Annotated in this window: 12 protein-coding genes; 5 read left to right on the forward strand and 7 right to left on the reverse strand. The window is 72.6% G+C overall.

Annotation, left to right across the window (positions count from 1 at the left end; translation table 11 throughout):
- Positions 1–101 precede the first annotated feature (101 nt).
- The gene (locus ACIG0D_RS23685) at positions 102–455 is read right to left on the reverse strand and encodes a hypothetical protein (protein ID WP_399804209.1); all 354 of its coding nucleotides are present in this window, start codon (positions 453–455) and stop codon (positions 102–104) included.
- A 136-nt stretch (positions 456–591) separates the two neighbouring features.
- The gene (locus tag ACIG0D_RS23690) at positions 592–1,374 is read right to left on the reverse strand and encodes a hypothetical protein (protein ID WP_399804212.1); all 783 of its coding nucleotides are present in this window, start codon (positions 1,372–1,374) and stop codon (positions 592–594) included.
- A 544-nt stretch (positions 1,375–1,918) separates the two neighbouring features.
- On the opposite strand from ACIG0D_RS23690, the gene ACIG0D_RS23695 reads away from it, so the two are divergent.
- Complete coding sequence (locus tag ACIG0D_RS23695) at positions 1,919–2,542, forward strand: transglycosylase family protein (RefSeq protein WP_399804214.1); 624 nt, start codon at positions 1,919–1,921, stop codon at positions 2,540–2,542.
- A gap of 164 nt (positions 2,543–2,706) precedes the next feature.
- On the forward strand, positions 2,707–3,321 hold the full coding sequence (locus ACIG0D_RS23700; protein WP_399804216.1) for a transglycosylase family protein: 615 nt from the start codon (positions 2,707–2,709) through the stop codon (positions 3,319–3,321).
- Here the strand turns inward: ACIG0D_RS23700 and ACIG0D_RS23705 are convergent.
- Positions 3,287–3,529, reverse strand: coding sequence for a hypothetical protein (locus ACIG0D_RS23705; RefSeq protein ID WP_399804218.1), 243 nt, complete (start codon positions 3,527–3,529; stop codon positions 3,287–3,289). The genes ACIG0D_RS23700 and ACIG0D_RS23705 overlap by 35 nt on opposite strands.
- A gap of 565 nt (positions 3,530–4,094) precedes the next feature.
- Positions 4,095–5,789 carry a cytochrome c oxidase subunit I gene (gene ctaD / locus ACIG0D_RS23710; protein ID WP_399804220.1) on the reverse strand — a complete coding sequence of 565 codons (1,695 nt, stop codon included), beginning with the start codon at positions 5,787–5,789 and terminating at the stop codon, positions 4,095–4,097.
- Between the two features lie 432 nt (positions 5,790–6,221).
- Between ctaD and ACIG0D_RS23715 the strand changes: the two genes are divergently transcribed.
- Positions 6,222–6,437 carry an I78 family peptidase inhibitor gene (locus tag ACIG0D_RS23715; protein WP_365763968.1) on the forward strand — a complete coding sequence of 72 codons (216 nt, stop codon included), beginning with the start codon at positions 6,222–6,224 and terminating at the stop codon, positions 6,435–6,437.
- Between the two features lie 95 nt (positions 6,438–6,532).
- On the opposite strand, the gene ACIG0D_RS23720 is transcribed toward ACIG0D_RS23715, so the two are convergent.
- Positions 6,533–7,573 (reverse strand): phosphatase PAP2 family protein, encoded by a 1,041-nt coding sequence (locus ACIG0D_RS23720; protein ID WP_399804223.1) that lies wholly within the window; start codon positions 7,571–7,573, stop codon positions 6,533–6,535.
- Between the two features lie 239 nt (positions 7,574–7,812).
- Positions 7,813–9,108, reverse strand: coding sequence for a glycosyltransferase family 39 protein (locus tag ACIG0D_RS23725; protein WP_399804226.1), 1,296 nt, complete (start codon positions 9,106–9,108; stop codon positions 7,813–7,815).
- 258 nt (positions 9,109–9,366) lie between these two features.
- Here ACIG0D_RS23725 and ACIG0D_RS23730 point away from each other — a divergent pair, with 258 nt between their 5' ends.
- Both ACIG0D_RS23730 and ACIG0D_RS23735 read left to right on the forward strand, forming a co-directional pair.
- Positions 9,367–10,971: an MFS transporter gene (locus ACIG0D_RS23730; protein ID WP_399804229.1), complete on the forward strand. Its 1,605-nt coding sequence runs from the start codon at positions 9,367–9,369 to the stop codon at positions 10,969–10,971.
- Positions 10,972–11,083: 112 nt separating this feature from the next.
- Entirely contained in the window at positions 11,084–12,274 is a 1,191-nt protein-coding gene (locus ACIG0D_RS23735) for an acyl-CoA dehydrogenase family protein (RefSeq protein WP_399804231.1), read from the forward strand.
- Between the two features lie 42 nt (positions 12,275–12,316).
- Here the strand turns inward: ACIG0D_RS23735 and ACIG0D_RS23740 are convergent, their stop codons facing one another.
- Positions 12,317–12,754 carry a cell division protein SepF gene (locus ACIG0D_RS23740; protein WP_399804234.1) on the reverse strand — a complete coding sequence of 146 codons (438 nt, stop codon included), beginning with the start codon at positions 12,752–12,754 and terminating at the stop codon, positions 12,317–12,319.
- Positions 12,755–12,784 lie beyond the last annotated feature (30 nt).

Genomic DNA, 12,784 nt, shown 5'->3' on the forward strand with positions numbered 1-12,784 from the left:
CCACGCGGGGGGGGGGGGCCCAGCCCGCCGCACACCTCATTTGCCCTCCCCCCCCGGGGGGCCCCCCCCCGCCGGCCCCCCCCCCTCTCGTCATGACGTGTTCAGCGGCCGGAGCGCCGCCCCGGGGGCAGCGCCGCCGGGATCTGCCCGACGCGCTGCCACTGTGGCTGCTGCTGTTGCCCGCCGCCGTGCCGGGCGCTCTGTGCGCCCGCGCTGTAGGCGCCGTACGAGCCGCCGAACGAGCCCGCGCCGTACGGAATGCTCCCGAAGGCGGTGAACCCCAGCTTCTCCTCACCGCTGCGGTCACCGGGCAGGGTGCGGAACGACTTGACGTACTCGGCGTAGAGCTTGTCGTAGATCGGGGTGGCCGATGGGCCGTTCTGATCCTGAGCCGACCGAGGTGGGGGAGGGACCGAAGGATAGGACGGGCGGCGGGGAGCGTCGTATGCGTGCACGTATGTCCAAACGACTGCGGTGCACAAGAAGATGCGGGGGACTGTCCCGGCCTGTAGGGGCGCGGGGAACCGCGCGACGGACCACGGTCGCCCCGCAGCCGCCGACGCAGCCCGCACCGCTACGGCGATTCCGTACTCACGTCCCGGCGAGCGGCAGCGTGGCGGCGACCAGCTTGCCGCCCGCCGCGGCCTTGTCCAGCGCCTCCCGCAGCAGGTCCTCCCGGGGCTGGCGCCCGATGGATCCCACCGGGGCGGCGAACATCAGCACCTGCTGGTGCTTGTTCGCGGCGGCCCGCCAGCCCTCGGTGACCTGGAGCGGCTGGTGGGCCTGCCACCAGGCCACGGGCTGGCCGCCGTTCGCCGACGGCTGGAGCACCGCGTGCAGCTGCCCCATGGCCAGCAGCACCGACCAGCCGTGCAGCACCGACGGCACCGCGGTCAGCTCGGTCACCGGCATGAACCCCTGCTCGATGAGCAGCGGCAGGAAGTCGTCGCCGACGGCGGTCGAGCCGGGCCGCACGATGGGGCCGGTCGGCTCGACGACCAGCGCCGGGTGCAACTCCCCGGCGATCAGGACGAGTCCGCTGGTGACCCCGAGCACGGCCTGCTCGGGGGTGACCTTCTGGGCTTCCGGGCCGGCGGTGTCGCCGCGGATGGACTTCACGGCGCCCTGGAGCTGTTCCTCGGTGACCTGGACGACCTGGGAGGGCAGGCAGGCGGCGTGGGCGAAGGCGAGCACGGCGGTCTCGTCGCCGATGAACAGCACGGTGCTGGTGCGCTCGCGCTCGGAGTCGCCCGGGGTGCGGCAGGACGTGCAGTCGTAACTGCCCGGGGTGTTGTCTCCGGCGAGCAGCCGGTCGGCTTCTTCGTCGCCGATCTCGGCGCGTACCTCGTCGCTGACGTCGAGCATGCGCGGCACGGGTGGCTCCCTGGGGATGCGGTGCGTGGCGAGGCCGGGTGGCTCCCGGCCGGTGGTCCGGGACGGTCCCGGGCTCATGAAGATGACAACGGGGGATCTGTGGCGGGAGTCACGCTGTACGACGAATGGAATCGAACCATCCGACGCGCAGGGTCACGTCCGGACCGGAATCGGACACTCACCGTCAACTCCTGGTGGCGGGGCGGCACTTGTGCCGGTGAAGTGGGTCACAGGTCGTCGGCTCGACTGGTCGACAAATCCGGAAATCGGCGAATGAATGGGGTGGCCGAAAGTTGCCGCTACCGGCGGTAATGTCGAACTGGCCTGCGGGGACGGCGCGTTGGTTGATCCGGGCCGGGAGCGGTCCCTACATTCCTCGGCCGTGTGCAACGAGCACCGCTCGGGTACGTCCGCCGGCCTCGCCGGTCGCACCATGCCGGCTCGCAGCACAGCCTCCGGCGGACGGGACGGAGCGCGCCGACCGCGACCGCGCGGGAAGCGGGCCCCGTTCGGGGGGACCCCGGGTCCGTCGAGAGGGATCTACATGTCCGAATGTGCCGATACCACCCGCGACAACGTCCGTAAGACCCGTACGACGGCGGCTCTCGCCGGGGCGGCCCTGCTCGCCCCGCTCGGGCTGCTGGCCGTGACCGGCACCGCCCGGGCGGCGGACGGCGGAGTGTGGGACCGCATCGCCCGGTGCGAGAGCGGCGGCAACTGGCACATCAACACCGGCAACGGCTACTACGGAGGACTCCAGTTCTCCGCCGACACCTGGCGCGCGTACGGCGGCACCGGCTACGCGCCGACCGCCGACCGCGCCACCAGGGACCAGCAGATCGCGGTGGCCACCAGGGTCCAGCGCGCCCAGGGATGGGGCGCCTGGCCGACCTGCTCGGTGCGGGCCGGCGCGTACGGCAGCGCACCCGAGGCGCCCGCGCCCGCCTCCCCGGCGGCCCCGTCCCGGCCCGCCGAGACACCCGCGCGCCCGGCGGGCCACACCGACCGCGGCGCGTCCCGCGGCGACTACACCGTCCGCGAGGGCGACACGCTGAGCGCCATCGCCGCCCGGCACGGGACCACGTGGGAGCGGCTGTACGCCGCCAACAAGGCCGTCATCGGCCAGGACCCCGATGTGATCACGCCGGGACAGCGCCTGCGGCTCTGACGCCCCAGGGCTCTGACGCCCCGCGTCCATGCCGCCGCGCGGCCGCGACGCCGTCCGACGCCGCGTCCGGGGGCTCCGTCCGGTTTCCGCCGACCGGGTGGGGCCCCCGCGCGCGTGGGGCGCGGCACGACGGAGGCGTCCGGGGCGCTGCTTAGCGTGGGCCGATGTTGCGTACGCCGATCACGCTCGCCCTGGCCGCGGCGGCCCTGCTGGCCGGGACCGCCCCCGCCGCCGCCCACGCGGCATCCCCGCCCCCCGCCCGCGTGGCGCACGAGTGCCCGAAGGACCAGTGGCCCTGGGGGTGCGTCGCCGAGTGCGAGAGCGGCGGCGACTGGCACATCAACACCGGCAACGGCTACTACGGGGGGCTGCAGTTCCAGCAGTCCACCTGGGAGGCGTACGGCGGCCTGAAGTACGCCCGCCGCGCGGACCTCGCCACCCGCGAGCAGCAGATCGCCGTCGCCCAGAAGGTGCTCGCGGCGCAGGGCTGGGAGGCCTGGCCGGTCTGCGCCAAGCGGTACGGGCTCCAGGGCCGGATGCACACCGTCAAGCGCGGGGACACGCTCTCCTCGATCGCCCGCAGATACCGCGTGCCGGGTGGCTGGCAGGCGCTGTACAAGGCCAACAAGGCGACCATCGGGGCCAGTCCGCACCGGCTGGAGATCGGCATGCTGATCGCCCTGCCGAAGGGCGCGTCCCGCGCCCAGGACGCGCAGCGGCCCCCCGCGGTGTTCGGCCCGCCGCTCAACGACCCCGCAGCTCGGCCGCCTCGCCGCTGAACACCACCGCCCCGTGGCGCGGCTCGTACACGACGACCGTCCGGCCACGCGGCGCGGACGGCAGCCGCCGCTCGGCGAGGAACCCGCACGCGTCCAGCCCGGCCGGCAGCGCGTACGTACGCGCTGCCACCGCCGGTGACAGCCCTTGCGCGGGCTTGTCGAGCAGCAGCACGCGCGGGCCGGTCGCGAGGGCGCGGGCCGGCTCCACCCGGCGCAGGGTGCCGGCCGGACAGTGGACGGCACGCGGCCTCCGGCCGCGTCGGGGTTCCCACCCGCACCACGTGCCGGTTTCGTGGTCGAGTGCGGGTGGCCGCTGTGGGGGTGCGGCGCCGTCGGCGGGTGCGGGTCGCCCCAGCGGCGTCAGGCGGGACCTGGCGGCGCGCGGGCGGGTGCGGGCGGTGTGGAAGGCGTGTTGCGGGCCCTCGGGGAAGCGGCCCGTCAGGGTGCTCAGGATGCCGATGACGGCGGCTCCGGCGCCGCCGTGGGTGCCGCGTCCAGGCCGGCCAAGAGGGCCGCGGCGGCGAACCAGGGCAGGCGCAGTGGTCGTAGGCGCGCAGGCCCATGCCGAGCAGGCAGCCGCCGAGGGCGGCGGCCCGCGACGAACGCCGGCAGCTTCAAGGACGGCGCCGGCACGCCCGCCGCCTGCGCGCCCGGCGCGTGGTCCCGCGTCGCCGCCGGTGCCCGCCCCGCACGGCCCCGGCGCAGCCCGTGCACGGCGAGCAGGGCGGGCGCCAGGCCGGCCTACCGGCAGCGGCGGCGCCGGCCGAGCCGTCTCAAGGGTGCCCGGGGATGTTCGTGTCGTGCGCCGGGTCGCCGTGGTGGGGTGCCGGTGCCGCGTACTCCGGATGGTGCAGGTCGAACGCCGGGGAGTCGGTGCGGATCCGGGGCAGCGCCGTGAAGTTGTGCCGGGGCGGCGGGCAGGAGGTCGCCCACTCCAGGGAGCGGCCGTAGCCCCAGGGGTCGTCGACGCCGACCTTCTCGCCGTACTTGGCGGTCTTCCAGACGTTGTAGAGGAACGGCAGCGTGGACAGGCCCAGCAGGAACGCGCCGATCGTCGAGACGGTGTTGAGGGCGGTGAAGCCGTCCGCGGCCAGATAGTCCGGGTAGCGGCGCGGCATGCCCTCCGCGCCCAGCCAGTGCTGCACCAGGAACGTGGTGTGGAAGCCGACGAAGAGCGTCCAGAACTGGATCTTGCCGAGCCGTTCGTCGAGCAGCTTCCCGGTGAACTTGGGCCACCAGAAGAAGAATCCGGCGAAGATCGCGAAGACGACCGTGCCGAACACCACGTAGTGGAAGTGCGCGACCACGAAGTACGTGTCCGTGACGTGGAAGTCCATCGGGGGCGAGGCCAGGATCACCCCCGTCAGCCCGCCGAACAGGAACGTCACCAGGAAGCCCACCGACCACAGCATCGGCGTCTCGAAGGACAGCGAGCCCTTGAGCATGGTCCCGGTCCAGTTGAAGAACTTCACCCCGGTCGGCACCGCGATCAGGAAGCTCATGAAGGAGAAGAACGGCAGCAGCACCGCGCCGGTCGCGAACATGTGGTGCGCCCACACCACCACCGACAGCCCGGTGATCGCCATCGTCGCGCCGACCAGCGCCATGTAACCGAAGATCGGCTTGCGGCTGAAGACCGGGATGATCTCCGTGACGATCCCGAAGAACGGCAGCGCGATGATGTACACCTCGGGATGCCCGAAGAACCAGAACAGGTGCTGCCACAGCAGCGCCCCGCCGTTCGCCGCGTCGAAGATGTGCGAGCCGAACCGCCGGTCCGCCTCCAGACACAGCAGCGCGGCGGCCAGCACCGGGAACGCCAGCAGGATCAGGATCGACGTGAACAGGGTGTTCCAGGTGAAGATCGGCATCCGGAACATCGTCATGCCGGGGGCGCGCATCCCGATGATGGTGGTGATGAAGTTGACCGCGCCGAGGATCGTGCCGAAGCCGGACAGCGCCAGCCCCATGATCCACAGGTCGGGGCCCACCCCGGGCGAGCGCTCCCAGCTGTTCAGCGGCGCGTAGGCGAACCAGCCGAAGGCCGCCGGCCCGTCCGGCACCAGCAGCGAACCGAGCACGATCAGCCCGCCGAACAGGAACAGCCAGTACGACAGCATGTTGAGCCGCGGGAAGGCGACGTCCGGGGCACCGATCTGCAGCGGCATCAGCTCGTTGGCGAAGCCCGCGAAGGTCGGGGTCGCGAACAGCAGCAGCATGATCGTGCCGTGCATCGTGAACAGCTGGTTGAACTCGTTGTTGCCGACCAGCTGGAGCCCAGGCCGGGCCAGCTCCGCGCGCATCACCAGCGCCATCGCCCCGGCGACCAGGAAGAAGCCGAACGACGTGATCAGATAGAGATGGCCGATCTTCTTGTGGTCGGTGGTGGTCAGCCAGTCGACGATCACCCGGCCGTGCGCCTTCGTCCGCGCGGGTCGTGCCCTCGCTGGTACGGTCTCCGTCCCCATGCTTCGCTCGCCCCTTCGCTCGTCGCGTCCCGGGTCCGCAGCCGCTCGCGCCGCACCGGCGGCCGAGCTCCCGCCATGATGCTCGCGCGGTCGCGCACCGCGACAGGGCGCATACGGGCCTTCTGTGTGGGAACCGTGTATTTCCCGTGTGGCGGCGGGGCCTCGTGGCCTGCTCCGGAATGGGAATGGAAAGCGGCCCGGGGACGGTCCTCACGGCACTTTCCGCCGGGCAATTCGACAAGCCCCGCCGACACGCGGGAATTGCGTTCGAATGCCTGCGGAAGAGGTACGGAACCGTTCGTCCGTGTGAGGGATCGCGCCCGAAACGCGTGTCGTGATCCTGTGACAGAAGTGTGACCGGAGGGGGACCAGTGACCCAGGGTGCCCGGCCCGCCCTTCCCTCGGCCGCCGCCCAGCGCCTAGCGTGGCGGCATGGCACCGATTCCGAAACCCCCCGCAGAGCCCCAGGACAGTCCGGACACCTATGTCGGCCTCGACGCGGACGCGGCCGAGCGGCGCGCCCGGGAACGGGGGTGGTCGACGGTGCGCGCGCTGCCGCCGGGGGCGATCATCACGATGGAGTACCGCGTGGGACGGCTGAACTTCGAGGTCAGGGACGGCCGTGTGAGCCGCGCCTGGAAGGGCTGAGAGCGCATGAGTGAGGCCCCGGTCGCGGTGACCGGGGCCTCACTCACACGCCTCACGCGTACGGCTCACTCACGCGGCTCGCTCGCGCTCCTGGCTCACACGCTCGCTGAGCCGCCCGTGAGCGGGCGCGCCGCCGGGGTCGCCGCGCCGCGGGTGAGGCGGTCGGTGTGCGGCGGGCGGCGGCTGCCGGCCGGGGTGACCGGGGTGCGTTCCGAACGGGCCGTGTGCGGGCCCGGGGCCAGCAGCGCCGACGTACGGGACGCGCGCGCGGGCGTCGGCGGGACGATCTCCCGCACCGGTACCGGCTCCTCCTCGGCGGGCGGCAGCGGGGTGACCAGCGCGGGCTCGGGCACCGGCACCGCACCGGCGCGGCGGGCCCGCAGCCGGTCGCGCCGGGTGAACAGCCACGCCTCGGCGCCCGCGATGTTCGGCTCCAGCCACGGCAGCGCGAGCAGCACCAGCAGGCCCGCGGCCCAGCCCAGCAGCACGTCGCTCAGCCAGTGCGTACCGAGGTAGACGGTGGTCAGGCCGACGCTCAGCGACAGCACCGCCGACAGCGCCGACAGCCAGCGGCGGGCGCGTGGGGTGGAGGCCAGATAGGCGAGGATGCCCCAGGTCACCACCGCGTTGGCGGTGTGGCCAGAGGGAAATATGTCGCTGCCGGCCTGGAACCAGTGCCACATCTCGTTGGAGCCGACCTCGGTCGCGTAGTGCGGCCCCGAGCGACCCAGCCCGTACTTCACGGCGCCCACGGTCACGTTCAGCAGCAGCAGGGCCGCGCCGAAGGCGAGCAGCGGGCGCAGGGTGTGCTGCCGCCAGCAGCGCCAGCCGAGCCAGGCCGCGACCATCACGGCGGTCGGGCCGCGCTGGCCGAGGACCACCCAGTAGTCCAGGAAGGCGTGGATCTCCGGCCACTGCTGGTAGGGCCGGAACAGCATGGCCTGCCAGTCCAGCCGGACCAGCCACGAGGTGGTCACCACGGCGAGGACGATCGTGAGGTAGAAGGCGAGCGTCGCGCCGAAGAGCACCACCCGGTGCCGCGTCATGCGCGGCACGTCGAGGACCGGCCGCTGTGGTTCGCGGTCCAGTCGGGCGAAGATCCGGTCGAGCCGGGTCGGCCTTGGTTCGGTACGCACCCAATCGACGTTACAGCGAGTGAGCTGACTTCCCGGCCGAATCACCGGGTTTGTAATGACGATGTGATGTGGGATTGCTCTCAGGAGTGACTTTATTTCCAGGCATTCCGCAATCCCCGGGTCGTGTTCCTTCAATTCTTTTGATCATTCCAAGGTGGCTGGTTTTGGGGCGCTTATGAATTCGTTCACCGGCGCATGGGCCGGAATTCGCCGGGCGCTCACCGGGCGGGCGGGGCCGGTCAGGGCGGACCCGAGCCGTTCAGCCAGAACGCCCCGTAGACCGCCGACGCCACCGCGACCCCGGCCGTGACCAGCGCCGACCGGCGCACGCGCAGCCGGGCGAGGGCGAGCGCGAGCGGCAGCAGCAGCGGGAAGGCCGGCAGCAGCAGGCGCGGTTTCGAGCCGAAGTAGCTCGACGCGCACAGCGCGAGGGCGGTGACGGCCCCGGCGTACACCAGCAGCGCGAGCGGCTGGCGCTGCCGTACACAGACGACGTACAGCCGGATCACCAGCGCCACCCCGGCGGTCAGGGCGACCCCCGCCAGGGCCGACGGAAACGACGTGAACTTCTCGGCGACGAACCGGGCGAAGGCGTAACCCCCGTCGAAGCCGTTGCGCCAGCCCGCCTGTACGTCCAGATAGCCGAGCGGCCCGTCGCCGGTGCGGTGGCCGACCCACAGCACATAACCGGCCGTGCCCAGGGGCGCGAGCAGCATTCCGAGGGCGCGCCGCCACCCGGGTGCGCCCTCCCCGCCGGGGTCGTGGGCGGGAAGGGGGGCGTACGGAGCCGGGTGCGCGCCGGGGGCGGGCGCCGCGCTCCGCTGCCGCGCGGATGGCCCAATCGCGGGGCCCCGGGAGTCCCCCACGGCCGTCCTCCGGCCCCGGGACTCCCGTACGAACGACGCCACGCCCGCCGCCCACACCGCCGCGACCACCGCGAGTCCCACCGGCCGGGTCAGCCCGGCAAGCGACGCGAGGGCGCCCGCGGCGAGCCAGCGGCCGGTGAGGACCGCGTACAAAGACCACGCGGCGAGGGCGGTGAACAGGGACTCGCTGTACGCCATCGACTGCACGATCCCGACCGGCAGCACCGCCCACAGCAGCACCGCGCAGACCCCGGCCCGCCGCCCGTACAGCAGGTCGGCGACCGCGAAGATCCCCCAGGCCGCGGCGAGCGAGGCCACAGCGCTGACCGCGAACCCGGCGTCCGCGTACGACAACGGGGTCACCGCGTGCCCCAGCCGCTCCAGCCACGGCAGCAGCGGGAAGAACGCGAGATCCGAGTGGAGGTCGCCGTTCGCCATGCGGACCTCGTAGCCGTAACCGCCCTCGGCGACCCTGGCGTACCAGAGGGAGTCCCAGCGGGCGGTGAGCAGGGTGTACGCGCTCTTGTCGCGCGCCGCGCTCCACAGGGCCAGCACGAGCAGACCCAGGGCACGGACGGCCGCGTACCCGAGGAGGGCCGGAACCGCCCCGGGCAGCGTGAGGCGCCTGGAGCGCTCGGGGGGCGCGGGGCGCGCGTCAAGATCGGTCACGGGCTCGATTATCGGCGGGCGGGTGAACCGGGCGGCCGGGCCGGGCGTACTCCCCGGTGGGAGGAGTGGTGTACGCCACACCGGATCCGCCGGACGGGTGAGAGTTCCGCCACGCGACCTCGGCGTGGACTCGCGTACGCTGACGTGTCACTCGCCGTTCGTTGCGCGGGCCGGAGACCACCGCTCCTCCGGCCGAGTCGCGGGGAGTCCCCACCCCGCGAGCCCGCCGATGCGAGGGAACATCTGGGAGGTACGTACATGTCCGGGACGACCACGGCTGCCGTCGGGCTGCGCCGTCGGGCGGCCGGGGCCGGTGCCAACCGCTGGGTCGTCCTCGTCGTCCTCTGCGTCAGCCTGCTGCTGGTCGCCGTCGACGCCACCGTGCTGCACGTGGCGGTCCCCGCCGTCACCGAGGACATCAAACCCGGCGCGATAGAACTGCTCTGGATCGTCGACACCTACCCGCTGGTCTGCGCCTCGCTGCTGATCCTGTTCGGCACGCTCGGCGACCGGGTGGGCCGCAGACGCGTCCTGCTCCTCGGATACGCCCTCTTCGGGGTGGCCTCCGCGCTGGCCGCCTTCGCCCCCGACGCCCAGGTGCTGATCGTCGCCCGGGCGCTGCTCGGCGTCGGCGGCGCGATGATCATGCCCGCGACGCTGTCGATCCTGCGCCAGGTCTTCCCCGACCGGCGCGAACGCGCGCTCGCCATCGGTATCTGGAGCGCGGTCGCCGCGGTCGGCGCGGCCGTCGGCCCGCTGCTCGGCGGTTTCCTGCTGGAGCACTTCTGGTGGGGCTCGGTCTTCCTCGTCAACATCCCGTTGATGCTGGTCAGTCTGCCCGTGGGACGGATGCTGCTGCCGGAGTCCAAGGGCGACGGCAAGGGCCCGTGGGACGTCGTCGGCGCCCTGATGGCGGCGGCCGGACTGTTCGGCGCCGTGCTCGGCGTGAAGCGGCTGGGCGGCGGCGAGGGCCTGGGCCCGGCCACGGTGGTGCCGCTGCTGGTGGGCGCGGTGCTGCTGGTGCTGTTCGTGCGGCGCCAGCGGCGGCGGGCGTATCCGCTGGTCGACCTGAAGATGTTCGCCCGCCCGGCGTTCAGCACCTCCGTCGGCTGCATCGTGCTCGCGATGCTCGCCCTGGTCGGCCTGGAGCTGATCGCGGCGCAGTACCTCCAGCTGGTGCTGGGGCTGTCCCCGCTGGAGACCGGGCTGCGGCTGCTGCCGCTGACCATAGCGGCGATGGCCGCCGGCCTGTTCGGGGCGCGGATGCTGCGCCGCTTCGGGCCGCGCCGGATGGTGGTGTTCGGGTTCTGTCTGACGGCGGGCGCGGTGGTGCTGCTGACCGCGATGGGCCGGGAGGACAACGCCACCCTGATGCTCTCCGGGTTCGTGCTGCTCGGCTTCGGCCTGGAGACCACCCTCTTCGGGGCGTACGAGTCGATGCTCAGCGAGGCCCCGCAGGAGCAGGCCGGCGGGGCCGCCGCGATCGGCGAGACCTCCTACCAGCTGGGCGCGGGCATCGGCATCGCGCTGCTCGGCACGGTGATGAACGCGGCCTACGCGCCCGGCATCAGCGCGGTGCCCGGAGTGCCCGCGCCGGCCGCGACGTCGGCGAGCCACTCCCTCGGCGAGGCCTACGACGTGGCGGACCGGCTCGGCGGCGCGACCGGCGAGGCGCTGCGCAGCGCCGCCCGGGACTGCTTCGTGCACGGACTCCATGTGACGCTGCTGGTCAGCGCGGGGCTGCTGCTGCTCGGCGCGGTGATGGCGCTGCGACTGCCGCGGGCGATGCACTGCGAGCCGGAGGGCGCCAAGGTCGAGGTGCCCGCGCCGCGCGAGGTGGCCGAGTCCAGGGTGTCCGCCTGAGCGGCTGACGCTGGACGTACGGGAGACTGCGTCGTAGCGTCGCCCTGAATACGAGACTAGCGGTGCTAGTTAACAACTGGCGCCGCTGCTCCCGAGCCGCCGGAGGGTGCCCGTGTCCACGTCCGCCAAGCTGCCGCCGTTCGACCCCGCCGACCCGCTGGGCCTCGACGACCTCCTCGAACCCGAAGACCTGGCGGTGCGCGACACCGTGCGCGGCTGGGCGGCGGACCGGGTGCTGCCGTATGTCGCCGAGTGGTACGAGAAGGGCGAGCTGCCGCAGATCCGCGAGCTGGCCCGGGAACTCGGATCCATCGGCGCGCTCGGCATGTCCCTCGAGGGATACGGCTGCGCGGGTGCGAGCGCGGTGCAGTACGGGCTCGCCTGCCTGGAGCTGGAGGCCGCCGACTCCGGCATCCGCTCCCTGGTCTCGGTGCAGGGCTCGCTCGCCATGTACGCGATCCACCGCTTCGGCAGCGAGGAGCAGAAGCAGGCCTGGCTGCCGCGGATGGCGTCCGGCGAGGTCATCGGCTGCTTCGGCCTCACCGAGCCCGACCACGGCTCCGACCCCGCCTCCATGCGGACGTACGCCAAGAAGGACGGCACCGACTGGGTGCTCAACGGCCGCAAGATGTGGATCACCAACGGGTCCGTCGCCGGGGTCGCCGTGGTCTGGGCGCAGACCGACGAGGGCATCCGCGGATTCGCCGTTCCCACGGACACCCCCGGCTTCTCGGCGCCCGAGATCAAGCACAAGTGGTCGCTGCGCGCCAGCGTCACCAGCGAACTGGTCCTGGACGACGTACGGCTGCCCGCCGACGCCGTGCTGCCCGGGGTGACCGGACTGCGCGGCCCGCTCAGCTGCCTCTCGCACGCCCGCTACGGCATCGTGTGGGGAGCGATGGGCGCCGCGCGCACCTGTTTCGAGACCGCCGTCGACTACGCGAAGTCCCGGGAGCAGTTCGGGCGCCCCCTCGGGGGTTTCCAGCTCACCCAGGCCAAGCTCGCCGACATGGCGGTCGAACTGCACAAGGGGATTCTGCTCGCCCACCATCTGGGGCGGCGGATGGACGCCGGCCGCCTGCGTCCCGAGCAGGTCAGCTTCGGCAAACTCAACAACGTCCGCGAGGCCATCGACATCTGCCGTACGGCCCGCACGATCCTCGGTGCCAACGGGATCTCCCTCGAATATCCCGTGATGCGGCACGCGACCAACCTGGAATCGGTGCTCACCTACGAGGGCACCGTCGAGATGCACCAGCTCGTGCTGGGCAAGGCGCTCACCGGACTGGACGCCTTCCGGTAAGCCGCCGGGGGAGCGGAGGCGGGGCCGGGGATCGGCCCTGCCTCAGCTCTGGTTGAAGAAGCCGTCCGCGCGGTGCGCGGCCGGGTCGCCGTTCACGATCTCCGTGTGGGCGGGGGTCAGCAGGAACACCCGGGTCGACACCCGCTCGATCGAACCGCGCAGCCCGAAGATGAGCCCCGCGGCGAAGTCGACGACGCGCTTGGCGTCGGCCGGCTCCATCGCCGTCAGATTCATGATCACCGGGACGCCGTCCCGGAACAGCTCGCCGATGGCCCGCGCGTCCCGGAAGCTGTCCGGGGTCACCGTGCCGATCCGGCGGCCCTTTTCCTCGGCCGTCTCCGAGGCCACCTTCACCCGCGGGTCCGTGACCCAGGCGTCCCCGGACTCGTTTCCCTCGTAAGTCTCGTCGTCGTAGTAGCGCTCGTCATCGTTGTCGTCGACGAGGCCGAGCCACGCACTCGCCTTGCGCACCGATCCCATGGACGCCTCCTCTCACAGCGGTCTTTCGTG

The sequence above is a fragment of the Streptomyces sp. NPDC052773 genome, from assembly GCF_044547145.1.
In the GTDB taxonomy this organism is placed as follows: Bacteria; Actinomycetota; Actinomycetes; order Streptomycetales; family Streptomycetaceae; genus Streptomyces.